The following is a 24,626-nucleotide window of genomic DNA, read 5'->3' as shown; positions in this document are numbered from 1 at the left end:
ATGTCAGGTCCTTTTTATTCGTTTATCTGACTGATAACTCATAAACGTAATGATAAGGCCAATAAATGTCACAGCTGCAGCAAATAACGGAACAAGCTGTAAATGTGTGATGTCGATAGCAAGACCGCCAAGCGCTGCACCGCCGGCATTCCCAATATTAAAGGCAGAATGGCTGAGCGTCGATGCGAGTGTCGGTGCTTCATGTGCCATGTTCATCGTGCGGTATTGCAAGGTAGGAACAAGAATAAATGAAATGATTCCCCAAACAAAAATGGTCAGCACGGCAAACACTTTGAATTCGGAAGTGACTGTAAACAATAACAGGACAGCAATGAGTAGGATCAGTGTCACCATAATACTCGGCATCAGCTTCCAGTCAGCAAGCTTTCCGCCAACTAAATTCCCGATGGTGACCCCAAGTCCAAATAGGACAAGGATGAGCGTTACCCCATTTTCCTGAAAGCCAGTGACTTGCAGCAGGATTGGGCTGATATACGTAAATGCTGTAAAAACACCAGCAAAACCAAAGATGGTCATCGCAAAGGAAACGAGTACCTGTGGTTTTTTCAAGACGGATACTTCATTTCGAATATCCAATACTTCTTCCTTTGATTGATTCGGAACTAAGCTGATGATACCGATTAAGGAAATGAGACCAATGACGGCAATGACTAGAAAAGACATACGCCAGCCGAATTGATTTCCTATAAAGGTACCGAACGGCACACCGAGTACATTGGCTACCGTCAGTCCTGTAAACATGAAGCTGATCGCACTTGCACTTTTCTCTTTAGGCACAAGCCGTGCAGCCATAATGGCTCCGACGCCAAAGAACGTTCCATGAGCAAATGACGTTAAAATACGGGCGGCCATTAATAGACCATAAGAGGTCGAGACAGCGGCAGCAGCATTTCCCGCCACGAAAAGAATCATTAACAGAATGAGGAGACGTTTTCTCGACATTTTCCCAGTCGATAACGTTAATATAGGTCCGCCAACTGCGACACCAAGTGCATATCCAGTAATCAGCTGTCCTGAAGCAGAAATTGATACATGAAGATCGTTTGCGACATTTGGCAAAAGGCCCATGATGACAAATTCAGTCATGCCAATCGAAAACGCACCGAGCGTTAATGCAAAAATAGCGATGGGGAAGTTTCTCATGATGTGATCACCTTTCTAAACAAATACATAAAAAAGCTTCGGAAAGATCCGAAGCCTTAAGAGTTTATCATACATGGAAATAAGACGCCAGCTGCTCGTTTGCTAATCGGTTTCCAACAAAGAAGGAACCGAATTCGCCATAGCGTGCACTGACTTCATCAAAGCGCATTTCATAAACCAATTTTTTAAATTGGAGCACATCATCAGAGAAAAGGGTAACGCCCCACTCATAATCATCAAAACCAACAGAACCTGTAATGATCTGTTTTACTTTTCCAGCATAGCTTCGGCCAATTAAGCCATGGCTTCTCATAAGAGATTTACGCTCATCCATGGAAAGCATGTACCAGTTGTCATTGCCAGAACGTCTTTTATCCATTGGATAGAAGCACACGTATTGAGAAGAAGGAAGCTCTGGATATAGGCGCGCACGTACATGCGGGTTCTCGTAAGGATCTCCGCCATCGCCGCCTCCTGCTAAGTAGTTGCTGAGCTCAACAACTGAAACATAAGAATAAGCTGGAATCGTAAACTCTGCTAGTCGTGTTTTGTTGAATTCAAGTTCAATTTCACCTAGTTCTTCCATTGTCGGACGTAAAATCATGAGCATAATATCTGCTTTTTGGCCGACAATACTATAGATTGTTTGGCTTCCAGCTTTATCTTGCTCAGCTGTTTTCCATTTTTCCAATAGACCTGTGAACTCATGAATGATGGCTTGGCGCTCATCACTTGTCAGCAGCTTCCAAGCTGTCCAGTCGATCGTTCTAAAATCATGCAGCGCATACCAGCCATCTAGTGTTTGAGCTGCTTCATTTGTTGTATGTTGTTCGCTCATTTCTTTCACTCCTATTAACAGTTTTCCATCTGTTCCAACTATAACATAGTTTGTCCAAATGGAGATGTGATCAAAACTTGAACGAAGAAAACAGCTTTTATCAAAATTGATTAAATTAGTTTGAAAAATAAGAATTTAATTTGTAAGCGCTATAATATAAGTTGGTAGTTTGAATTTAGGTAGAAGAAGAGTATGCTTAAAAGAGAACGCTTTTTTTGTAAAATCAAGGAGGGTATTGTAGTGGCAGATATTTTTTCAACAGTTCAGGAAAAGGTTGCAGGTAAAGGAGTAAAGATCGTTTTTCCTGAGGGAATGGACGAACGCATTCTAACAGCCGTTCAAAAACTAGCAGACGGCAAAGTATTGCAGCCAATTGTGGTAGGTAAAAAACAAGAAGTTGAAGCAAAAGCAAAAGAATTAGGTCTTACACTTGCTGGTGTTGACGTGTATGATCCTCATACATATGAAGGTTTTGAAGAGCTTGTACAAGCTTTCGTCGAAAGACGTAAAGGCAAAGCAACAGAAGAGCAAGCAAGAAAAGCATTACTAGATGAAAACTACTTCGGTACAATGCTTGTGTATAAAGGTCTTGCAGACGGACTTGTGAGCGGTGCGGCACATTCAACTGCTGACACAGTGCGTCCAGCACTTCAAATCATTAAAACAAAAGAAGGCGTAAAGAAAACATCTGGCGTCTTCATTATGGCTCGCGGCGAAGAGCAGTACGTGTTTGCTGATTGTGCAATCAACATTGCTCCAGACAGCCAAGATCTAGCTGAAATTGCGATTGAAAGTGCAAACACAGCAAAAATGTTTGATATCGAACCACGTGTGGCAATGCTTAGCTTCTCTACAAAAGGCTCAGCAAAATCAGACGAAACAGAAAAAGTATCTGAAGCAGTTCGCATTGCGAAAGAAAAGGCACCTGAGCTTGTACTTGATGGAGAATTCCAATTCGATGCAGCTTTCGTTCCTTCAGTAGCAGCGAAAAAAGCGCCAGATTCCGTGATCAAAGGTGATGCTAGCGTATTTGTTTTCCCTAGCCTCGAAGCTGGAAACATCGGTTACAAAATTGCACAGCGTTTAGGTAACTTTGAAGCTGTAGGTCCTATCCTGCAAGGCTTAAACCAGCCAGTAAACGATCTTTCAAGAGGCTGTAATGCCGAAGACGTTTACAACCTTGCGCTGATCACAGCAGCTCAAGCATTATAATGATCTCGACAAAGGCAGCCAGTACGATAGATTCGTGCTGGCTGTTTTTTTGATGACAAATGTGTACAATATAGGGGAAAAGAAAAAATTTGATCGTAGATAAAGCCGATAGAATGGGCAGGTGCTATAATGAACGATTTAATACATAAGCTTCAGCATAAGGTCGCGGGATTAACAGAGGCACAAAGGAGAATTGCAGATTATATCGTGCACAATCCGATGGAGGTCGCGTTTTTAACTGTAGATAAATTGGCTTCAAAAGTAGGGACGAGTACAGCTACCATCATGAGATTCTCTGCTGCTGTAGGGTATTCCGGTTTCTCTGAGCTTCAAAAAGAGCTTCAATCAAACATGAAGCATAAAGCTGCCCCTCAAACGAGACTTGAAGCGAACCTCAAGCATTCAAATAAAAGTAAGCTTTTGCATAATCATGTAGACCTGCAATTTCAAAATATCCAGTACGCTTTAGACAATATCACGGAAGAAAACTTTCAGCATATTGTTGAAAAAATAGCCAGCTCCCGCCAGGTTCTGTGTACAAGTGTCCGAAGTGGAAGACCTGTTGGCGAGTATCTGTCATTTGGAATTAATCGGCTATTGGGGAACTGTCAATATATTGATGCGGACAAAAGCGACTGGGTGGATGATCTCGTTCATTTTCAATCTGATGATTTCATTATAGCGGTCAGCTATCCTCGCTATGCAAAGCGTATAAAGGACTTGCTGGAGGCAGCGAAGTCATATGGGGTGGAAGTGCTTTTAATTACAGACAGCTACAGCTCTCCACTAACTAAGTATGCACAATATGTATTACCATGCTCCTCAGCAAGTGCGGGCTCTCATAACTCTGTCGTATCTGCTATCTTTATCGTAGATTATATTTTAAGTGCCTTAGCCATTAATGACCCTGAAAGGACAAAACCACGTTTAGATCAAATCAATCATATGTTAACGAAAATGAGTTATCACACAACACATTAGTCGTGTGGTGACTCATTTTTTTCATTTAATTTTTTGAAAGCGCTTTACTAAATAAAATCGAGATGGTATGATCGTGTCACGAAAGTAATATATATTACTTTAATAAAGTTTAATGTAACGAATATAACTCAAAGGGGATGATGGAAACAATGAGTACTGTTCAATTCGTGTCAAATGATCTAATAGATCGGGCAAGAAAGCTTAACTCAACCTTGCTGTCAGACGTGATGGGATGCACCGGAGCGATGGATCATCAAATTAAACCTGTTGCAAGAGGTATGAATATAGTAGGGACTGCTTTTACCGTTAGCTTACGGCCAGGGGATAATTTATTTCTTCATCATGCGATCTACTCTGCTAAAGAAGGAGATGTACTGATTGTTGATGGAAAAGACCATAAAGGTCATGCATATTTAGGGGAATTGATGGCAGGTGTAGCAAAGGCTGTAGGAATAGAAGGAATCGTGATTGACGGGCTTGTTCGCGACAAACTTGCTTTAGAGGAGCTGGCTTTTCCAATATACAGTAAGGGGTTTATGCCAAACGGACCTTTTAAAGATGGTCCTGGGGAATTGAATCAAACCATCTCGTGCGGCGGTGTCAAAGTAGCACCAGGTGATTTAGTCATTGCTGACGATGATGGAGTCGTCATCGTTCCACAGGAGAAGGCGGAACACATGCTCACACTAGCGGAAGAGAAACAAGCGTATGAAAATCAGAGATTAAACACGATTCAACAATATATGGACGAAGGAAAGCAAGACACTAGTCTCTTAGCACCTGCATGGCTGGCAGGCAAATTGAAAAAATTTCAGGAATAGGGGAGAATCGGTGATGAAAATAGGGTTTATCGGTTATGGAGAAGCAGCATATGAGCTATCAACGGGATTGAAAACAGAAGGATTAGATCAATTTTATGCGTATGATGTACTTTTACAAAATGAGAAATTGGCTGGAACGTTGAAAGAAAAAGCATCGCAGACAGGAGTTCAATTAACCAGCAGTATTAGTGAAGTCATTGAGAAATCTGATATTGTCATTGCAGCTGTGCCAGCGAATAAAACTTTAGAAGTTGCCCAATCTGTAACGGGAAGTTTGAAAAAGAATCAACTATATGTAGATGTATCGGCATCAACACCAGACATCAAAAAACAAGTGGCCAATGAAATTGATAAGCAAAAAGCTCTATTCGTAGATGCTGCCATGCTAGGGCCTCTTCCAGTCAACAAACACAAGGTTCCGATCACGGCAAGCGGCAGTGGAACCGACCAATTCATGAAAGTAATGAATGCTTATGGCATGAATATCACAAAAATCAGTGACCAGCCAGGAGATGCTTCTGCCTTAAAGCTGATCAGAAGCGTTTATATGAAGGGGATCGTTGGTCTCATGATTGAATTTTTGGAAATTTCCAAAAAATATAATGTGGAACAACAAGTGATTTCTTCATTAAGCGATACAATGGATAGCAAAAGTTTTGAAGAGACCATGAACCGTCTTGTGACAGGGAGTGCATTACATGCAAAACGACGAGCGATCGAGCTTCTTGGCTCTATTGAAATGTTAGATGAAGCAGAGGTTGATGCCAGCATGTCTCGGGCAGCGCAACAGAAGCTAGAGAGATTAGCAGACTTTCAATTCGTTGAACGGTTTAATGGGAAAAAGCCGGCCAGCTGGGAAGAAGTCATTGACGTGATGCAGCAGGGGTAATAGATTGTAAGCGTTTTATTTAACAAAGGGGAGGCGAAAAAACGATATGGGTTTTATTGCGTTGATTGTATTCATAGCTGTCATCATTATATGGAATGTCGTCGTGAAACGGAATATGGGAGAAGCCATGCTATTAGGCTTTATTGCAACCACATTATTTGGCGGATTGGATGCATTAAGACTTTTCTGGGATGGATTAAAATTTGCATCCACATATGAGGTGCTCTATGCAGCTGTCGCATTTGTATTCATGGCTTATTTAATTGAAAAGCTGGAATTAATTCATGCACTCTTGCGAATCTTAAATTCGGTTGTAGGTAAACTTCCTGGTGGAGCGGCTTATATGAGTACGTTAGGCTCAGCAGTCTTAGGTGCTCTTTCAGGTTCAAATTCTGCAAACACAGCTGCCACTGGCTCTATCACGGCATCTTGGATGATTAAATCAGGCTGGAGCCGAACCCATACAGCGACCATTTTAGCAGGGAATGGCGGACTTGGAGCGGCACTGCCTCCGAACTCTTCCATGTTTATCATGCTGGGGTTTGCACCAATTGCAGCCCTTGTATCTGAGGGAGATTTATATATTGCGCTTCTCATAGGAGGACTGTATCAAGTCGTATACCGATTTATTTTGGTGTATATTCTGGTGAAAAAGAATAAAATTCAGGCCATGCCGCCAGATGATATTCTTCCTTTTAGGGAAGCTGTGAAACAAGGGTGGAAGTCGATCTTTATTTTTTTCGGTGCCTTGATTCCTATCATTATCACAATAGGTCCGCTGGCAAACTACTTAAAAAGTAATCCAAACATCGGACCAGAGGCAATGGATCAAATTTCTTTAATTACGTGGATTCCGATTCTCATGATGTTGATTAGTTTAACAATTGGAAGGAAAAAGGCGTCTGCACTTGATTGGTCTCAGTTTTTCAAGTCGGCCATTCCTAAATTTACAACGATTGGTGCCTTGATGCTGTTTGCTGTTGCGGCAAGCCAGGTGCTTGCTGAATTAGGATTGGCAGAAGATTTGACGCAAATCACATCAGTACTTACCATTCCGAAGTGGCTCATGGTGCTCATTGTGGGAATTCTTGTCACGCTGGTGGCTGGGCCATTATCTTCAACAGCTACATTAACAGCTGTTGGACTTGTCTCATTTTCAGCTTTAGTCTCAGTCGGAGTTGATCCAGTTGTGGCTGTTGTCGCCATTCTTGCTTTTTCATCGACAGAAGGCGCTTCCCCTCCGGCATCAGGATCGATTTTCATTGCTTCTGGTCTTGCAGGAGCCAAACCTGAGAAAACATTTATACCGCTGATTCTCTACTATATGCTGCCAATCGTGGGAATTGGCTGGCTCATCGGAATGGGAATACTTCCAGTATAGAAAGGAGAAACACATGAGAGCATTAATGGAATTATTATTTAAAGTGCTGCTTGTCCTGTTCTTAACGTCAGGAGCCCTGTTGGTATTCGGTCAAATACTAGGGATTCTCTTGCAAAAGGGAGATATGATTATTGCGAGTACGAATCTATTCAAAAACCCAACACTGGTGTTAAGTGCCTTTTTTAGTCTTGTTGGTTTCTCTCTCAATTATATTCCTAAAAAGAAAGACACCTCATTTAGCGATCATCCATCAGCATCAGCGAGTGATTCGCTCAAATAAGCAATAAACAGCTGGATTCAGTAAATGAATTCAGCTTTTTTGTGCGCGAGAAATAGGTATTAAAACCCAATACGTACGATTCATTTTTTGGTAAATTCACTTTCAATCATATGCCTCTTGTTCTAGTAAATGGTAACATAACGGAGGACTATTTAAGGGATAGAGGTGTTTGACCATATCTGGAGCAATCATCGGTTATAAAACAGCCTTGTATTCATTAAAGGCAGATATATCTATAAAAAAAGAACAAATCATCGAACTCAACATGTGCCGCAAAGAAATTAAAGAGGCAAAATCAACCCTGTCAGATGCCAGCAAGAAAATCACTCATCCAGATCTGACATCACAAACATGGTTTGGCCATTTGGCAGACACGTTTGATGACATTCGTGACGGAATGGCTTCCGCCAGTCAAGAGATAAAAAGTGTACAGCTAACCAATTTATTAAATCGAATTGATGAGAAAATCAATGACCTAATATCAGAGATCCAATCGTTAGAACATGAAATTCATTCGGTTGAAAGAAAAATAGAGAAAGAAAAACAACTGGAAGAAAAAAGAGGGTAGTCACATGACGAGAGAAATTAAAATAGATGCCAGTCAGGTCAAACGAGTATTACAGCATGCAAAACAATCAGGCACTCAAATGAATGCAGCCCTTCCAACAACCATCAAAGGAAGAAATCAGCTCCTGACGGCAGACTCATTAGAAAAGATCAATCAACAGTTGAACGAATTAAGTAATTCCTATATAGGCATCCTTCAGAAACAGCTTGTACAAACAGAACAAGCGGTGAACACCATGGTTGAAACGGACAAGGCGCTTGCTTCCAGCAGTAAAAGAAAATAAAGGAGAACGCAATGAAAACCCTTGACGCCTTTGCACTAATAAACGGAATAGATCAAACGCTGAATACGTTAAAGCAACAGTCACAGCAAATCAGCTCCTTAGAAAAACAAATCCATCACATCATCTCACTCGATGGCGCACTAAAGGGAGAGGCAGGACAAGCCATCCGCGCCTTTTATACAGAATGCCATATTCCCTTCCTGCAATTCTTTCAGGTCGTCATTGAGGAATATAGTGCTGCATTAAAAAACATAAAGCAGGCTCTTCATGCACTAGAATCAAACGAGCACGGCTTTATCTCACAAGCGTTTATCGAAGATGATCTTGATCAAGGCTTAAAAAAAGCTGAACGTACGATTTCTGAAATCGTATCAGAGGTAAACCACGCCATCGGCAGAGTTGGTCATATTGTTCACTTGCCAAGTGTAGACGAATCAGCTTTTCAGCAAAACTATCAAAAGGCATGGCTTGAGACCTCAAAAACCATTGGTCTGCTTCATGCATTTGACAGGGAGCAGACAAGTGCTTTACATGAAACCAAAAGCTCCCTTCAAACAATGAAGCAATACATAGATACCTTAAGTACCATGTTCACCGGCCCTAAAATCGACATCTCGAGCTATCAAAAGGGATCTATTTTCAAAGATGGAAAAGAAGAAAAAGTAAGCAGCACCATCAGTGGATTGAACGACAAAATAGACAACCCAAAAGACAATCCAATGATCATCATGCTGAAGAAACTGAAAGAGAAACAACAAGCGAATGTGGAGACGGTTGTTCGGAATGACACCCATAAAAACATCAGTAAACAAATCACAGCAAACGATCCGTCGCTTACGAGATTGCAAAGGGAAGCCGTGAACGGGAAAAACAAGATTCATAGAGACATCAGGGTCATAAATGGTAAACTATTCAACGTAAAAGGCATTAAAAAGTTAAAAGAATTCGACATCGCAGATGAAGTCGTCACAGATCCATCGGATATTGATTTTATTGGCGGAAGATACACCGTTTACGCCAATAAACAAATCATCCGAACGTATATCGCAAACGGCGAAATAAGAATAGAAGAAGTCGACAAAATTCCAGAAAGCCGCAGCCGTGGCAACGCTAAACGCATATTAGACGGTGAAGTCGTCTCAACCACCGAAAACATCATCCTAGAATACAGCGGCATCTACGACGGCTACCGAGCCGTTACTGGCAAAGACCCAGAAACCAGCCAAAACATCAGTAGCACAGACCGAGCCTTATCCGCAGCCTCTATCATCCCAATCACGAAAATAGTGAAGGTTGGGAAATATGTTTTTAGGTTGGATCAAGGGAAGAATGTGAAGAGGGTTAAAACACCTGCTTACGGAAAACAATCCGTACCTAAAGGACCTTACCGTGAAGTAAATGGTTTCCCAGCAAAAGTAAAATCAGGAGCTCAAGAAAAACATATTCCAGAAACACCAAATTACAAGCAAGAAGTAGTAAATGGAAAAAAGAAAAGCATTTTTTACGGAGATAATAAAAAGGCACAAGAATTGCTGGATAAATATGCAGGGACAGGCAAAGAATTGGGTAAGAATAAAGAAAGGATAGACTTTGGCCAAGCAATAGGAAAATACTATAATATTGATACTGGAAAGTATGAAGAGACTACTAAGGGAATGATACATTATGGGAAAGATGGTGCTCACATCGTACCAGCGAGGCCTTAAAATGAATTGGAGGTAAAAAATGGGTTACGATTCTTTGATTGGAACATTAATAAAGTATGAAAAAAAAGATATGATTTTGGAATGGAATAGTGGGTTGAAAATCTTAGGAAAACTAGATACAGTTTTTGAAACAAATAATATGTTAGATGAAGATGATATTAATTTTACAGAATATATTGCTGCTGCTTTCCAAGTGAATGATATTCTATCTCATCCTAATGAAAACAGTGGCAGTGTATACGATTGGTTAATTCAAGAGAAAAGCTCTTTAGTTGAGATATCTCTTTATGATGATCCACCAAATAAGATTTTGGTAGATGGTCAAATAGTATGGGAATTGGCAATTGAGTAACAATTGACATCTTAGAACTTTAAAATCCAAGCCCTCGGTAAGAGGGCCTTTTAATTATTTATGAGTTAGTGAAATATGCGTCAAGTTGATCATTGGCAAAACCGGTTTCTGTAGGTTCATACCCGGGGCAGTTTGGGCTGAAATATGATAGCGCATGTGTATCATCAAAGCTCAATCTATATTATTAACAGTAAAGTACCATTGAATGATTTAAATAAAACTTCGAAAATAGGAGCGTTCAATGAACAAAAAACAAGAACTAACGAAACAAATCCAAACCGTCATCAACATCCTAGAAAAAGAATATTCAAAAGAGATCAATCAAGGTGTTCTCCAATTAATATACAAAAGATATAAGGATGCACAAAGGATCATTCAGAACAATGAAGATCTCCAAAAGATGTTGATCATTGGCGGGGTGAGAGCTTATTTGGATAGTTACAATGACTATCTAAACCCCTTTCTAGATGAATTGCATAAAGCAGAGAGTTTGCTTAAAGAAATGCTGTAATAGATAAAATGGCTGTCTATAGTTCTAGATGAGGCTATTTTCTTTTAAAGATGTATAAAAGGGTCATGAAAAAAATCAGCTACTTAACATAGAGGAGGCTTTAAAATGCTCAATTTACCTCAAATCCCAAATTTGCACGTGAACAAACCAGCAAGTGACATACATATCAAAGAGGCAGAATCCCAGCTAAACATGCAACTGCCCCATGCTTATAAGGAATTGTTGAAACAGACAAATGGATGTTCTGTTGGAGGCGATGTTCTACTATACGGAACTGAGGACATGGTGGAACGCAATGCAACATGGGAGATTCAGCAATATGCAAGCGGCTATGCAGCAATTGGGGACGATGGCGGCGGGCGAGTACTTCTCATGCGGCAGGCAGAAGAGGAGACAAAAGTGTGGATCGTCGATGCTGGTGTGATGGACCCTCAGCATGCGGAATTGGTGGCTGAAGACTTGTTGAGCTGGGTAAATGAGGGCTGTTTCATAGAAGTTTAGTCTATTAAGGAGATGATCAATTTGCCGTGGAATACATTGATCGCTGCATGCCTCGTGGTTGGGGTTCCTGTCGTTTTAATTGCAGCTTTTTATTTCATCTCGAAAAGGAAGAATAAGAAAACAAAATCATCTAACTGAAACGCTCTGTGACGCCAAATGTTATGGAGCTTTTTTGCATTCTCCCTCCATTCCTCCCATGGTATAATAAACACAGTTTATGAACGAGAGGATATGCAGGACATGAAAAATGAACCTATTGAGTTATTGACACAGCCGACATGGCGAATCATAGATCAATCGAGCCTAGGTCTCTATGTAGACCCAAAGCAATCCTTTGCGATGGATGATACGCTTTGCGCGTCGGTGGGGAAGGGCCTCTCACCAGCGACAGCCCGTTCTTGGGTGCATCACAATACGATTGTGCTTGGGATTCAGGATACAAGACTTCCTTTTCTCCAAGATGGTGTAAAGCTGCTTGAGGATGAAGGATATCGTGTGATTGTGCGCAATTCAGGCGGTCTTGCTGTGGTACTGGATGAAGGCGTACTGAATGTGTCTTTAATCTTTGCTGAACAAAAGAAGGGCATTGATATTGACCGCGGGTATGATGCGATGGTGGAATTGATCCGCCGGATGCTGTCAATGTACGAGGTGGACATTGAAGCCTATGAAATTGTCGGCTCTTACTGTCCAGGCAGCTACGATTTGAGTATCAATGGAAAGAAATTTGCCGGCATTTCTCAGCGTAGATTACGCGGAGGGGTCGCTGTGCAAATCTATTTGTGTGCAGATGGAAGCGGTCGAAAACGAGCTGATTTGATTCGCCGTTTTTATGAGGTGGCCTTAAAGGATAAACGACATGAGGTGAAAGCGGTATTCCCTGATATACAGCCGGATACGATGGCATCCCTATCAGAATTAACTGGAAAACCAATTGACTGTGCGCTTCTCATGCGTCTTTTACTAGAAGAACTCCAAAAGCTGAGCGATCAACTGACAGCTTCAGGACTGACCACCGAGGAACAGCTAGAGTTTGAGAAAAACATGACGCGGATGATTGAGCGGAATGAGAAAGTGTTCTCGTAAACACATCTTTCCATCTTAAAAAATAGGGGTGATGTAATGGAAACGAAACTTCTGAAAGCCATTGAACTTCGAGAAAGTGGACATCTTCAAGAATCCAATGACATGCTCACCCGTCTTGTAGAAGAGTATCCAGACCATGCCTCCATCCATTATCAATGTGCTTGGAGTTATGATGTGTTAGGAAAAGAAAAACAAGCTGTCTTTTTTTATGAAAGGGCCATTGAGTTAGGATTGTCTTCAGAAGAACTAGAAGACGCTTTACTAGGATTAGGAAGTACATACAGAACCTTAGGGGAATATGAAAAGTCAAAACAGATATTCCTACATGCGATGGAAACTTATGCGGATAATAAAGCCATTCAAACGTTTTATGCCATGACTTTGTATAATTTGAAGGAACATAGCAAAGCGATGGAAATATTACTGAACTGTTTAACTGAGACGACAAACGATCCTACTATTTTGAGTTATCGAAAAGCCATTGATTTTTATTCGAATCAGTTAGATAGATTGTGGAAATGATTTATATAGATTTGGAGGGGCAATGTAATGGAAGAATCCCCTCCTTTGTTATGAAATTTTATATATGTGATAGTCCTTTATGACATAAGAAAGAAGGAAAATGTATTGTCATTCATCACCACGTATTACCCGCTGTTTATGCTTTGTGTTTTGTCTTTGTTGTATGTGATGTATCGTATTCAGCCGATGGCCTCTACGATTAAAAAAATCACCATTGTGCTCTGTGTGTTAACAAATGCCGCATACATTTGCTGGCGTCTCTTCTTTACACTGCCGCATGAAGGTACATTTAATATTGTGATGGGAATTTTGCTTGTGGCCTGTGAATGTATTGGATTTTTACAGCTGCTTGTGTTTTATACACTTGTTTGGAAGCCTTCAAATCGGAAACAAGTCATGATCAGTGATCTTGACAGGCTGCCAACAGTTGATATTTTCATAGCTACATATAATGAACCAATTGAAGTGCTAAAACGCACGGTTGCAGGTTGTTTGAATCTGTCTTATCCAAAAGGCAGCGTCCATATTTATTTATGTGATGATGGCAAGAGGGAGTCTGTGAAGCAGCTTGCTTCTGAGTTTGGTGTTCATTATCTGACAAGAACGGATAACAAGTTTGCTAAGGCGGGGAATTTAAACCATGCGATGTCTCAAACGAATGGGGAGTTGATTCTCACACTTGATGCTGATATGGTCCCGCTTCCTGCCTTTTTAGAAAAGACAGTGCCTTACTTTCATGATGGAGCGACTGCATTTGTTCAAGTTCCACAGGCGTTTTATAACGAAGATCCTTTCCAATATAATATGTTCTCGAAGGATCGAATTCCAAATGAGCAGGACTTCTTCATGCAAACCCTCCAAGCTGGTAAAGATCGATTCAATGCGGTCATGTATGTCGGGAGTAATACGGTATTTAGAAGAACAGCATTAGAGGAAATTGGCGGATTTGCTACTGGGGTAATTACAGAAGACATGGCGACAGGAATGCTTCTCCAAGGGAAGTTCAAATCTGTGTCTGTCGGAGAGGTATTAGCTGTCGGTCTGGCACCTGAAAGCTGGCTTGATCTGTTAAAGCAGCGAGACCGCTGGTCGAGAGGGAACATTCAGTGCGCCCGTAAGTTTAATCCATTGAAGGTTCGCGGCTTAACGCTTATGCAGCGCGTTCTTTATTTAGATGGCATTGTGTATTGGTTTAACGGTTTGTTTAAAATGATTTACATTCTTACACCGATATTGTTTTTATTATTTGGTATTCAAAGTTTCTGGGCAGATTTTCAGTCCATTTTCATGTTTTGGCTGCCGGCGTTCTTTAGTTCGTACTTAGCGTTTAAAATGGTGTCGAATCAAAAAAGAAGTATGTTTTGGAGTCATATTTACGAAAGCTCTATGGCATTCCACCTGGCTGGTGTGGCTTTAAGTGAGCTGTTTTTGAAGAAGAGGGTTGAATTTCTTGTCACACCGAAGGGAATTCAAACGGACAAGAGACATTTTCATTTGAAAACGATGATTCCTCATTTGATCTTCTTGCTGCTCTCATTGCTTGTCCTTGTGAAAATAGGATACGATATGAAGGTAAATGGGACGATGAATGCTGATCTCACGTTGATTAATATTTTTTGGGTACTTTATAACGGTGCAGGGCTGTTCATGGCACTCATTGTGGCGTTTGATCGTCCGCGTTATCGAAAATCAGAGCGGTTTGTCATTGAAAAAGAGGGGCATCTTCGTTCCGATCATCAAGATGAGTCGATTGCTTGTTTTCTACTAGATATGAGTGATTCAGGTGCGCGTCTATCCATTCCATCGGATCAAGCTTCTTCTCTAAATCAAGGACAAATGCAATTATTCTTTTCAGAGAATGAAAGTGTGGCATGTGCTGTGGTCTGGAGTCATCCGGAGGGAGACAAGCTGATGGTTGGTGTGGCTTTTACTGACACAGAAAAATCACAGTACCTATCACTGATCCGCTTCTTATTCACACGAGAGCACGTATCGATAACGGATCGTGAGAAAAAATCCTATGCTGTTCGGACATTTCTCCGCTTTGTAAGAGAATCGGAGAAAGTACCAAAGGCTATTCGGCGCAAATGGATGAGAAGACCGTTGCAAGGTGTGGCAGGCACGCTAGTCTATGAGGACCGGTTAGAAGAGAAGGTGCCGGTGAACATACATGATATTAGTTTATCTGGGTGTAAAATCGAGTCAGAGGCTTCAATTGAATTACATGACAAAGTGCTAATCACCATTGATACAGAATCTCTGACAGAGCAGCCGGCGATTGTGGTTTGGACATCACAAAAACGCGGCCGCACAATAGCCGGACTCAAGTTTGTTCAGCCTGAAATCAAGCAGATAGAAGAAAGAGAGGGAGTGGTTTCTTGAAATCCAAAAATGGCGGTTACCTCTATTTACTATGGCTTCCTGTCATCATGGGAGCCGGCTACGGCATTTCGCTTTTAGTGCCATTTCTTCAGCCTGTACTAACACTTGGCATCGCAGGTCTTTATATTTTTATGTTTGGTGATTTTCAAGTAAGGCAGGTCAAGTATATTTTTATGTTCGTGTTTTTGATCAATGTCCTTTTTAGTGTAATGCTATTTTTGGGCATTTAAAAAAGTGCTTCCCGAGGCGGGGAGCACTTTTTGTTATTCTGCCATTTTTTCGAGGTTGCCGTTCCGGTCCATTTTAAAGGTTGGTGCGGCACAATCGTCTTCTTCAAACAAAACTAGTTTTCTTGCACGGTTCATGATTTTGACGAGTGTTTCATAATCTTCTTGAATCGTGAGCTGATCCTTTTCAAGCTTTTTCACTTCAGCTTCTAGCTGCGAGACTTTATGAGAAAGCTCATTGTTTTCTCGTTTTAAGCGGCTGTTTTCCATACGTAAGGCAGTGGATTGCTGACCATCGCCTTCATAACGGCGTAAGAAATCAATGATATCGTCGATGGTTAATTCTTGATGCTGCCTAAATGGATTCGCTTCCGGCTTTTTCTCTGCGGTATTTGGGGCAGGAGAAGCCTGTGACAATAAATGTGATAAACTAGCTAACTCTTCATTGTAGCTTTGATCCACAAACTGAAGCTGTTCGGCAGTTTCAGCAGCTGGTGCAAATGTTTCTTCCTTTGCTGGCTCCAATTCCTGGGAGAATTCCTCCTGAGTGACTGTTTCTTCTACTTGCGGCTGATAAAGTAATCGTTTTTTCGCAGGCTGGCCATTGCCAAGTGCACGCATCCGTTGTTTTCGTTGTTTTTTGGCTAGTGCCAACGCTTTTTCATATTGATGCCTCACGACAGCGTTCCATCTAAATCCGCATGCTGCGGAGGTGCGGTTCAGCTTGTCTCCTACTTCTTCAAACGCATTTAGCTGCGTACTGCCCTCTCTGACGTGACGTAAGACGGTTTCTGCCAGGAGGAGATCATTTTCCTCTGACCAAGCATCTTGTCTTTGTTTTGACATGTGTTTAAACCCCCATATGATTTGATGGTATTAGATTAGCCAAGTTCAAGAAGGTTTATACAAGTTTGCTAAAAGGATAGTGGAAAATACTAGCTTTTATGTAAGCGCGTCATTGGGACGGCAAAGCGTCTTGCAAGTCCAGCCGCTTCGATGTACAATGTTGGGTGGTATATTAATCACGATTGGCTGTCCAACTGTTTCATATAGAATGAAGTATCATCATTGAAAGGAAGCGTAAGACCATGGCTAATGAGTTTCGCGTATGTGACGATTGTGATGCGACGAACCTAAAGACGTTATTGCCTCGACTCAAATCGGTTGACCCTGATGCAAAAATTGAGATTGGCTGTCAATCCTATTGTGGTCCAGGACGAAAAAAGGCTTTTGCGTTTGTGAACAATCGCCCATTATCCGCACCAACAGAAGATGAATTACTCGAAAAGGTTCAAAAAAAAGTCAAATAAATGTCACTGAATGTGTTCAGTCGACCTAAAAAGAGGTCCGTCCCTGTCAGGTCGGGCTTTTTACGTCCGTGCAATCTTTGAGAACACATTCACCAGCAAATTCAAGGATGTTTTCGGGAAAAGTTACCCGATATAATAGAAACACGTCTTAAAAAAAGAGGGACGAAACGATGGCGTATCCAAAAGGTAAATTATCTGAGGAAAAGGTATTTAAAGATCCTGTGCACCGTTATGTTCACGTAAGGGACGCATTAATATGGGATTTAATAGGAACAAGAGAATTTCAGCGCCTGAGACGGATTAAACAGCTAGGAACTACGTATTTGACGTTTCATGGTGCAGAACACAGCCGATTCAATCATTCACTCGGTGTATACGAGATTGTAAGACGAATTGTGGATGATGTGTTTAAAGGGCGGCCTGAATGGGATGAAGGAGAGCGCGAGCTTGTACTTAGTGCAGCCTTGCTTCATGACCTCGGACATGGTCCATTTTCTCATTCCTTTGAAAAGGTTTTCCACTTAGACCATGAATCGTTTACAAGAGATATTATTTTAGGGCAGACGGAAGTCAATGAAGTGCTCCGCCGGGTGAGTGATGATTTCCCGAAGCATGTGGCTGAAGTCATTGCCAAAACGTATCAAAACAAACAGGTGGTTAGTTTGATCTCAAGTCAAATCGATGCCGACCGAATGGACTATTTGCAGCGTGATGCCTACTATACAGGCGTCAGCTACGGCCACTTTGATATGGAACGTATTTTACGTGTGATGCGCCCGAGAGAAGATCAGATTGTGATGAAGCAGAGCGGGATGCATGCGGTAGAAGATTATATTATGAGCCGTTATCAAATGTACTGGCAAGTCTATTTCCACCCAGTGACACGCAGTGCTGAAGTCATTTTAACGAAAATCCTTCATCGTGCAAAAGAGCTGCATGAAACGGGTTATATTTTTACACATGCCCCAGTTCATTTTTACTCAATCTTTGAGGGAAATGTCACCACAGAGGACTATATTAAGCTGGATGAATCCATTGTCTTATTTTATTTTCAGGCGTGGGAAGATGAAGAAGATCACGTGCTGGCCGATTTGTGCCGCCGTTTTATGAACCGCCGATTGTTCCAATATACAGAGTTTAATCCAAATGAAGAAATGACGAAATATTTCAAGCTGACCGCCTTGTTTAAGGAGGCAGGAATTGATCCTGACTACTATTTAGTGGTCGACTCGTCTTCTGATTTGCCCTATGACTTTTATAGACCAGGAGAGGAAGAAGAGAGGCTGCCAATTCACCTTTTGACGCAAAGCGGTCATATTAAAGAACTGTCGAGACAGTCAGATATTGTTGACGCCATTTCCGGTAAACGAAGAACCGATCATAAACTTTATTTCCCGATGGACTTAATTGTAGATATGTCGGAAAAAGCTGAAGAAAAGAAGGCGATCATGAAGCTGCTTGGTTTGGGATAAAGAAGTACTGAAAAAGGAGATGTCGGGAATTTGTTGAAAGAGCATGCAAAGTTGATGAAGGTATTCTCTGAATCAGGGGAAATCGTTGGACGGAAGAAGCTGCAAAAGATGATTTACATAGCAAAAAAGCTAAATTTGCCTTTTTACGAGAAATACGATTTTCATTTTTATGGCCCCTATTCAGAGGAGTTGACGCTCAGAATTGAAGAGCTGTGCAACCTTGGATTCTTGGACGAAATGAAGGAAAAAAAGGGCGGATACTATCAATATCGCTATTCGCTGACGGACAATGGGAAAGAGTTTCTCGATCAATGTGAAGTGGACATGCCTGACCTCAAAGCGCTGACGCACCAGATGAACGAGCAATCGTCCCGTTTCCTAGAGCTTGTCTCAACGATTTTATATTTTGATGACCTGCCAGAAGATGAGATAAAGGAAAAGGTCTTCACCATTAAAAGCAAGCAGCGTTATACGGACGAAGAATTTGAGGCTGCCCTTGCTTATATTGATCAGTTGAAGGAATTGAACTAACGAGAAGAACCAGTATGTGATGGCTGATGGCTAGAACAGACTGGTTTTTATTTTTGTACAGAAACAAGCCGACCGCATGGATCGACTTGTATTTTATGAATGGTGATAAGAGAATCTTGCTAAAAATTGTTTTGTACGTTCTTCTTTCGTCTGTTCAAAGACTTCTTCCGGCGTACCTGATTCGACGATGACTCCATCCTCCATGAAAATCACCCTGTCAGCAATATCATAGGCAAAGCTCATCTCGTGGGTGACGATGATCATGGTGACCCCGGTTTGTGCTACCTGTTTAATGACATCAAGCGTTTCTCCTACAAGTTCTGGATCTAATGCAGAGGTCGGTTCGTCGAATAAAATGACTTCTGGATTCAAAGCCAGTGCCCGTGCAATGCCGACTCGCTGCTGCTGTCCGCCGGATAATTGATGCGGATAGGCATCCTTTTTCTCTAGTAATCCGACCTTTGTGATTAATTGGAGAGCTGTGTCATAGGCTTGATCTTTTGGTTGTTTACGGGCAATGACTAAACCTTCCATGACGTTTTCAAGTGCTGTTTTATGAAGAAATAGATCGTATTGCTGAAAGACCATGGCGGTTTTTCTGCGAAGTGCGAGAATGTCTTTAGGCTTTGCTTGATTGAACTTGACGGTCGTGTGATCAATGCTGATTTCTCCTTGATCTGCACGCTCAAGAAAATTCAAGCATCGCAGAAAGGTTGATTTTCCAGAACCGCTCGGACCTAAAATGACGACCACTTCGCCTCTTTCTACCGTTAAATCAATTCCTCTCAGAATCTGATTTTTACCGAACGCTTTATGCACCTGTTTGATATCAATCATGCCAATCGTCTCCTTTTGTTTTTGTGTCCATATTTCTCATATCCGGCTGTAATGGCTTCGATTGAGGCACACAGGGCCCAGTAGATCAGGGCAACGGCGATGTATGCTTCAAGATAACGATAGTTCACATTGGCTTTAATTAAAGCGCCGTTTAAAATATCGACCACAGACACCATAGAAACGAGAGAAGAGGCTTTGATTAAACTGATCAGCATGTTGTTCAGCATTGGAAGGGAGATGGGAAAGACTTGCGGTATGATGACCCTTCTTAAGACCTGTTTGCTGGTGAAACCAACGGATAGAGCAGCATCGAATTGTCCCTTTGGAATAGATGCAAGAGAGCTTCGAAATATTTCAGATAACCCGCTTACGGCATATAAAGTAAGGGCGAAAATGGCAATCCATCGTCTGTCCAAATCACTGAAACGAATCTGAAGAGAAAGAGATGCAGCCAAATGGTCCAGTGTATCGGAAAAAAGCAGATAAGATACGAGCAAAATCAGGACAACCGGAATTGCTTTAAAAATAGCCACAAACCATTTGAACAAGGGAGACAATACAGGCACCTGATAAAAACGGATAAGGGCAATACCAAATCCAAAGACAGAGCCAAATAATAGCGGGAGAAAGCATAATAGCAATGTCGTTGGCAAATAATGAAGTGCGGCTATAAAGGCCTGCAGCATAAAGGCAACATCAAAATCCACTCAGATCGCTCCTTTCTTATGATGTAGTAAAGTCTCCGCCTAATATTTTCTTAGACAAGTCAGCGAGCTTGCCGTTATCGATTAGTTTTTGTAATGCTTGATCAATGTCTTTTTGAAGTTTCGTATTGTTTTTTTGATAAAGATAATACGTTTTAGATACATTTACAGGCTTTCCAGAGGTGACTAGATTGGCATTAAATTGTTTGTTTAGCTTGTTGACGTCATACTTTGTGAGCAGGGCCGCATCGACTGTGCCATTTTGAAGGTTTTTGACGAGAATCTCGTTTCCGCCATCTCCGTAGACAATGTCAATTTTCCGATCATGCTTTTTGTTATATTGCTCAAGAAGATAAGCGAAATTACTACCTGTAGAGGTGTGCACTTTGTGTCCAGCCAAATCGTGAAGGCTTTGAAAATCATGACCGGAGGCTTTATCAACAACCACATAGCTTGTATAATCTGTGTAGCCAACTTTTCCAAATAGATACTTCTTCTGGCGCTCATCATTGATTTCATATTGATGGGCAGCGAGATCTACTTTGCCAGCATCTAAAGCGGGCAGAATATTTTTAAATTCGAAGGATTCATATTTAAACTTATATTGTGGAAGCAGCTGATCCACTTCATCTAATACAGCCTTCTCATAGCCTGTTAGTTGACCGTTTTCATCTAAGTAAACGAAAGGCTGATAAGCGTTCCCTGTGCCAACGATGATTTCTTTCGCATCTGGATCATTATTCGCTGCTTCCGCTTTGTTTCCACTCGATTGTTCTGCATTTCCGCAGGCAGCAAGCAACAATGAGCCAAGTGTAAGCAGACCGATGATGTAATGTTTTTTGAATTGTTTGTTATTTTTCATGTGAAATCCTCCTCGTTTTACTTCGCACGCTTTTCTACTGTGAAAGCCGTTTCGGGTCTTTTTAAGGAAACGAATGTCGTCTGACGCTGTTTTCTTGTTTTCGGTGTATTGATCTGTTTTTCCAATAGGTCAAACGCTTTTTCCAGCAGCAGACTTAACAAAATAAAAATGACGGCAGCAATAAAGTATCCTTCTAATACGCGATAGTATAAAGCCCCTAATGTTTGAACCTTTCCTATAATATCCATCACGCCCAATGTGAAGGCGAGGGAGGTATTTTGTAATAAGTTGACAATGGCTACGCCAATATTCGGGAGCGCGATTCTACCTGCTTGAGGAATGAGCGTCCTTCTATAAATCTGCCATTTCGTCAGCCCAATTGAGGCAGCCGCTTCATATTGAGATGCTGGGACACTTGATAAGGCTGATCGGAATATTTCTGAAAAGTAGGCAGCTGTATTGAGTCCATATGTAATATAAAGAAAGATCAATTTGTTCCACATGGAGATATCAAGGCCAATTGCTGCGAGCACACTTGGCAGACCATAAAAGACAATAAACATTTGAACCAGAATAGGCGTTCCGCGAATAAAAGAGACATAGACTGCACTGAGTTGGTGCAGAACAGGAATGCGCTCAATTCGAAAATAAGCAAGGATGAATCCAAGAAAGCTGCCAATCAAAGTGGCAAATAAAACAATCAGCAAGGTCGTTGGAAGGGCTGATAATACTTTAGGAAAGAGTGTGACCACGTACTCCCATTTGAAAAACTCACCCACGTTGAATCACCTCCTATGTAGAAGTCGTTTCGACTTTTTCTTCTGCGGGTGGTGTCCCTAGAATGTCTGGATCAAAGCGTTCAGGGATAAGCACTTTATACATCAAAACACCTAAATCTCCATTTTCAGCCTCGCGTTCAATATATTTTGTATATCCTTTTCGTTCGTACATCTCTAAAAGCCAAGGGTGTTTCCGGCCAGAAGTGCCCAGTGTATATGCAGGCGCTTTATATGTCTGCCTAAGCAAGGTGTTTTCTACATAATCGAGCAGCTTATTTCCAATCCCTTGACCGGCTAAATCAGGAGCTGTCGCAAACCACCAAACAAATGGATAGCCTGAGACCGGCTCAGTGCTTTCCCAAGGAAAACGTATGGTGATGGTAGATATGAGCCGGCCGTCTCGTTCTAATACAACGGCAGCGGACTGTTTAATGTTTTCTGTGACCATTTCAAGCGTGGCGTTCGTGGATGGCCAATCGATGCCCATTTCACCAAGCGGTTTAAATGCACTGGACAGCAATTCTAAAAAAGCTGGTGCATCTTCTTCGGTAGCGATGCGAAAAATATCTCGACTCATGACAAACCTCCATTCAAAATGTAATGTCAGATTAACGCTTTTCTTAAAGTCTCGATATCTGGATTCAGCAATGCTTGATACACGTGGGAATCATGGCTGATCTCAACTACAGGCACATAGCGGACACCGTATTTTGCTTCTAAAATGTTTCTGTAATCGTCATGCTCTGTGACATCAATCGTTGAAAAAGGAATCTGCTGTTCGTTGAAGTAGGATTGAATGTCCTTGCAATAACTGCATCCATTTTTGCTCCATAAAATGATTTTTTGATTGTTTGACATTAGACGTTCACCTCTTGATTGATTGGTTTTTGGTTTGTTTGTTCTTGATCAAGTGCTTCTTTTAATAAAGTAATAGACGTGATCCTTTTATCAATATCTACGATCGGTGACAGCACGATGAATTCATCGATATCGTATGACTCGGATAGCTCAGTCAGTCTGTGACGAACGGTTTCTTTTGTGCCAGCGGTGTAGCCGGTTTTTTGTACGTGAATGTTGTAGTGTTCCTTCTCCGTTTCTTTCACCAGTTTTTCTGCATCCTCTAACGATGTGACATTCAGCTTTCTTCCATCGGAAAAGGAGACCTTTACTGTTTCCTTTTGTTTGATGTGCGAGAGTGCTTGTTCGTGATCTTCAGCTACAGAAACGGTGATGGCAAGAAGGAACTGCTGGCGGGTGCCCGCTTTCTGATATGTTTGGAAGGTCTCTCTTGCTTCTTTTAATAAGGCTTCATCTCCATTAATAAAGAAGGCAAACACAAAGGAGATACCAAGTTTTGCTGCGAATTCAGCACTCTCCGTACTTCCCCCTAAAAGGAAGATGTCAGGTGATATGCGCGGGATGGGCTGAGCATTCAAGTCATTTGTGTGTTCCGTCAGATAGGTGTTGAGATCCACTAATTTTTGAGAAAAATCCTTCCGTGACGCCTGATAATCTTCCTGAAGAGCTTGTGTCGATAGGTTCAGTCCTCCCGGTGCTTTCCCAACACCTAAATCGACCCTTCCAGGCGCTAATGATGCCAGGACGTGAAATGTTTCAGCCACCTTAAACGGACTGTAATGCTGAAGCATTACACCGCCAGACCCAATGCGTATGTTGTTTGTTTTTGCTAAGAGATAGCCGGCAAGAGCTTCAGGGGAAGAACCTGCTACTTGAGGGTTATTGTGATGTTCAGACACCCAAAACCTGTGATAGCCAAGCTGATCCGCTGCTTCAGCCAATCTGACAGTATGCTGAATGCCCGTCTCTGCGTTCTCGTTTTCACCGACAAGGCTTTGATCAAGAATACTAAGGGTGAACGACATTGGCTGTTCCTCCTATCAGACTTTGATATTGAGATAATGCGAGGTTTAACCTGTTTGCTGCATCTGAATCAAGTAAATAATCACCTGATTCCTGCTTTGTGACCTGTTGATCCACTACATACACGCCAGATTGAACAACTGTTGCACCAAGTTGATGAATAATCGGTTTAAGAGCATATTCAATGACGAGCAGGTGACCGTAGGTTCCTCCTAAAACGAACGGAAGGACGGGTTTTCTTTGCAACGCTTTCTGTGGAAGTAAATCTAAAAACGTTTTTAAAATACCGGAAAATGACGCTTTGTAGACAGGCGTTAACACAATGACACCGTCACTCTCATTCACAAGTTCAATGGCCTTGACAATCTCTTCGTTTGAAAAGTCCGCACGTATTAGTGCGCTGCTAGGCAGCTGGTGAACTTGAATGATATGTACATCGATTCCATTGATCGTTAAATGCTGCTGAACATGCTGCAGTACACCGGTTAATCGAGATTGGACGGAATGTCCGCCTGCTATAATCGTTACTTTCGTCATTTCGTCTCC

General features: G+C 41.6%; 30 protein-coding genes. 19 read left to right on the top strand and 11 right to left on the bottom strand.

The genetic code is table 11. The features are described from left to right. Positions 1-3 precede the first annotated feature (3 nt). Together NSQ72_RS17585 and hemQ are read right to left on the bottom strand one after the other, a co-directional pair. Positions 4-1,164 (bottom strand): MFS transporter, encoded by a 1,161-nt coding sequence (locus NSQ72_RS17585; protein ID WP_341084830.1) that lies wholly within the window; start codon positions 1,162-1,164, stop codon positions 4-6. Between the two features lie 67 nt (positions 1,165-1,231). After that, positions 1,232-2,002 (bottom strand): hydrogen peroxide-dependent heme synthase, encoded by a 771-nt coding sequence (gene hemQ, locus NSQ72_RS17580; RefSeq protein WP_024423793.1) that lies wholly within the window; start codon positions 2,000-2,002, stop codon positions 1,232-1,234. Positions 2,003-2,242: 240 nt separating this feature from the next. Between hemQ and pta the strand changes: the two genes are divergently transcribed. From pta to NSQ72_RS17500, 16 genes are all read left to right on the top strand, one after another. Continuing rightward, on the top strand, positions 2,243-3,214 hold the full coding sequence (gene pta / locus NSQ72_RS17575; protein WP_056766819.1) for a phosphate acetyltransferase: 972 nt from the start codon (positions 2,243-2,245) through the stop codon (positions 3,212-3,214). A gap of 129 nt (positions 3,215-3,343) precedes the next feature. Beyond that, entirely contained in the window at positions 3,344-4,195 is an 852-nt protein-coding gene (locus tag NSQ72_RS17570; RefSeq protein ID WP_106025491.1) for a MurR/RpiR family transcriptional regulator, read from the top strand. Positions 4,196-4,344: 149 nt separating this feature from the next. Further along, positions 4,345-5,016: an RraA family protein gene (locus NSQ72_RS17565; protein ID WP_082700881.1), complete on the top strand. Its 672-nt coding sequence runs from the start codon at positions 4,345-4,347 to the stop codon at positions 5,014-5,016. 13 nt (positions 5,017-5,029) lie between these two features. Continuing rightward, the gene (locus NSQ72_RS17560; RefSeq protein ID WP_341084827.1) at positions 5,030-5,905 is read left to right on the top strand and encodes a prephenate dehydrogenase/arogenate dehydrogenase family protein; all 876 of its coding nucleotides are present in this window, start codon (positions 5,030-5,032) and stop codon (positions 5,903-5,905) included. Between the two features lie 46 nt (positions 5,906-5,951). Beyond that, positions 5,952-7,286 (top strand): TRAP transporter large permease subunit, encoded by a 1,335-nt coding sequence (locus NSQ72_RS17555; RefSeq protein ID WP_039182254.1) that lies wholly within the window; start codon positions 5,952-5,954, stop codon positions 7,284-7,286. Positions 7,287-7,299: 13 nt separating this feature from the next. Next, the gene (locus NSQ72_RS17550) at positions 7,300-7,566 is read left to right on the top strand and encodes a hypothetical protein (protein ID WP_341084826.1); all 267 of its coding nucleotides are present in this window, start codon (positions 7,300-7,302) and stop codon (positions 7,564-7,566) included. A 175-nt stretch (positions 7,567-7,741) separates the two neighbouring features. Continuing rightward, positions 7,742-8,134 (top strand): YwqH-like family protein, encoded by a 393-nt coding sequence (locus NSQ72_RS17545; protein WP_341085050.1) that lies wholly within the window; start codon positions 7,742-7,744, stop codon positions 8,132-8,134. Between the two features lie 4 nt (positions 8,135-8,138). After that, complete coding sequence (locus NSQ72_RS17540; protein WP_341084823.1) at positions 8,139-8,417, top strand: YwqI/YxiC family protein; 279 nt, start codon at positions 8,139-8,141, stop codon at positions 8,415-8,417. Between the two features lie 11 nt (positions 8,418-8,428). Further along, positions 8,429-10,123: a T7SS effector LXG polymorphic toxin gene (locus NSQ72_RS17535; RefSeq protein ID WP_341084822.1), complete on the top strand. Its 1,695-nt coding sequence runs from the start codon at positions 8,429-8,431 to the stop codon at positions 10,121-10,123. A 19-nt stretch (positions 10,124-10,142) separates the two neighbouring features. Continuing rightward, entirely contained in the window at positions 10,143-10,475 is a 333-nt protein-coding gene (locus NSQ72_RS17530) for a hypothetical protein (RefSeq protein WP_341084820.1), read from the top strand. A 241-nt stretch (positions 10,476-10,716) separates the two neighbouring features. After that, on the top strand, positions 10,717-10,986 hold the full coding sequence (locus NSQ72_RS17525; RefSeq protein ID WP_341084819.1) for a hypothetical protein: 270 nt from the start codon (positions 10,717-10,719) through the stop codon (positions 10,984-10,986). A gap of 105 nt (positions 10,987-11,091) precedes the next feature. Continuing rightward, positions 11,092-11,487, top strand: coding sequence for an SMI1/KNR4 family protein (locus NSQ72_RS17520; protein WP_341084818.1), 396 nt, complete (start codon positions 11,092-11,094; stop codon positions 11,485-11,487). Positions 11,488-11,727: 240 nt separating this feature from the next. Further along, positions 11,728-12,573 (top strand): lipoate--protein ligase family protein, encoded by an 846-nt coding sequence (locus NSQ72_RS17515; RefSeq protein WP_058838518.1) that lies wholly within the window; start codon positions 11,728-11,730, stop codon positions 12,571-12,573. 36 nt (positions 12,574-12,609) lie between these two features. Further along, the gene (locus NSQ72_RS17510; protein ID WP_341084817.1) at positions 12,610-13,095 is read left to right on the top strand and encodes a tetratricopeptide repeat protein; all 486 of its coding nucleotides are present in this window, start codon (positions 12,610-12,612) and stop codon (positions 13,093-13,095) included. 105 nt (positions 13,096-13,200) lie between these two features. Continuing rightward, positions 13,201-15,477 carry a glycosyltransferase gene (locus NSQ72_RS17505; RefSeq protein WP_341084816.1) on the top strand — a complete coding sequence of 759 codons (2,277 nt, stop codon included), beginning with the start codon at positions 13,201-13,203 and terminating at the stop codon, positions 15,475-15,477. Further along, positions 15,474-15,707, top strand: coding sequence for a DUF5970 family protein (locus tag NSQ72_RS17500; RefSeq protein WP_058838521.1), 234 nt, complete (start codon positions 15,474-15,476; stop codon positions 15,705-15,707). Before NSQ72_RS17505 ends, NSQ72_RS17500 begins: the two co-directional genes overlap by 4 nt. Before the next feature lie 33 nt (positions 15,708-15,740). Here the strand turns inward: NSQ72_RS17500 and NSQ72_RS17495 are convergent, their stop codons facing one another. Beyond that, positions 15,741-16,550: an RsfA family transcriptional regulator gene (locus NSQ72_RS17495; protein WP_341084814.1), complete on the bottom strand. Its 810-nt coding sequence runs from the start codon at positions 16,548-16,550 to the stop codon at positions 15,741-15,743. Positions 16,551-16,792: 242 nt separating this feature from the next. Here NSQ72_RS17495 and NSQ72_RS17490 point away from each other — a divergent pair, with 242 nt between their 5' ends. The 3 genes from NSQ72_RS17490 (at position 16,793) to NSQ72_RS17480 (ending at position 19,017) form a co-directional block, all read left to right on the top strand. Beyond that, positions 16,793-17,014 carry a DUF1450 domain-containing protein gene (locus NSQ72_RS17490; protein ID WP_003215259.1) on the top strand — a complete coding sequence of 74 codons (222 nt, stop codon included), beginning with the start codon at positions 16,793-16,795 and terminating at the stop codon, positions 17,012-17,014. A 170-nt stretch (positions 17,015-17,184) separates the two neighbouring features. Continuing rightward, on the top strand, positions 17,185-18,486 hold the full coding sequence (locus NSQ72_RS17485; RefSeq protein ID WP_007497716.1) for an HD domain-containing protein: 1,302 nt from the start codon (positions 17,185-17,187) through the stop codon (positions 18,484-18,486). 30 nt (positions 18,487-18,516) lie between these two features. Further along, positions 18,517-19,017 carry a YwgA family protein gene (locus NSQ72_RS17480; protein ID WP_047202587.1) on the top strand — a complete coding sequence of 167 codons (501 nt, stop codon included), beginning with the start codon at positions 18,517-18,519 and terminating at the stop codon, positions 19,015-19,017. A gap of 93 nt (positions 19,018-19,110) precedes the next feature. On the opposite strand, the gene NSQ72_RS17475 is transcribed toward NSQ72_RS17480, so the two are convergent. From NSQ72_RS17475 to ssuE, 8 genes are read right to left on the bottom strand one after another with little or no spacing between them, the layout of a single operon-like run. Further along, the gene (locus tag NSQ72_RS17475) at positions 19,111-19,854 is read right to left on the bottom strand and encodes an amino acid ABC transporter ATP-binding protein (RefSeq protein WP_058838523.1); all 744 of its coding nucleotides are present in this window, start codon (positions 19,852-19,854) and stop codon (positions 19,111-19,113) included. Then, positions 19,851-20,561 (bottom strand): ABC transporter permease subunit, encoded by a 711-nt coding sequence (locus NSQ72_RS17470; protein WP_341084809.1) that lies wholly within the window; start codon positions 20,559-20,561, stop codon positions 19,851-19,853. The genes NSQ72_RS17475 and NSQ72_RS17470 overlap by 4 nt, the downstream gene beginning before the upstream one ends. A 16-nt stretch (positions 20,562-20,577) precedes the next feature. Next, positions 20,578-21,420, bottom strand: coding sequence for a transporter substrate-binding domain-containing protein (locus NSQ72_RS17465; protein WP_341084807.1), 843 nt, complete (start codon positions 21,418-21,420; stop codon positions 20,578-20,580). Positions 21,421-21,437: 17 nt separating this feature from the next. Then, positions 21,438-22,199, bottom strand: coding sequence for an amino acid ABC transporter permease (locus tag NSQ72_RS17460; RefSeq protein WP_341084804.1), 762 nt, complete (start codon positions 22,197-22,199; stop codon positions 21,438-21,440). A gap of 13 nt (positions 22,200-22,212) precedes the next feature. Then, the gene (locus tag NSQ72_RS17455) at positions 22,213-22,776 is read right to left on the bottom strand and encodes a GNAT family N-acetyltransferase (protein ID WP_058838526.1); all 564 of its coding nucleotides are present in this window, start codon (positions 22,774-22,776) and stop codon (positions 22,213-22,215) included. Between the two features lie 26 nt (positions 22,777-22,802). Next, positions 22,803-23,057 carry a glutaredoxin family protein gene (locus tag NSQ72_RS17450; RefSeq protein WP_251180972.1) on the bottom strand — a complete coding sequence of 85 codons (255 nt, stop codon included), beginning with the start codon at positions 23,055-23,057 and terminating at the stop codon, positions 22,803-22,805. After that, complete coding sequence (locus tag NSQ72_RS17445; RefSeq protein ID WP_341084802.1) at positions 23,057-24,082, bottom strand: LLM class flavin-dependent oxidoreductase; 1,026 nt, start codon at positions 24,080-24,082, stop codon at positions 23,057-23,059. The genes NSQ72_RS17450 and NSQ72_RS17445 overlap by 1 nt, the downstream gene beginning before the upstream one ends. After that, entirely contained in the window at positions 24,066-24,617 is a 552-nt protein-coding gene (ssuE, locus tag NSQ72_RS17440) for an NADPH-dependent FMN reductase (protein ID WP_212043522.1), read from the bottom strand. Before ssuE ends, NSQ72_RS17445 begins: the two co-directional genes overlap by 17 nt. Between the last annotated feature and the right edge of the window lie 9 nt (positions 24,618-24,626).

The sequence above is a fragment of the Bacillus sp. FSL R5-0659 genome (assembly GCF_038008785.1).
In the GTDB taxonomy this organism is placed as follows: Bacteria; Bacillota; Bacilli; order Bacillales; family Bacillaceae; genus Bacillus; species Bacillus safensis.
This window is presented reverse-complemented; position numbering and strand designations above follow the sequence as displayed.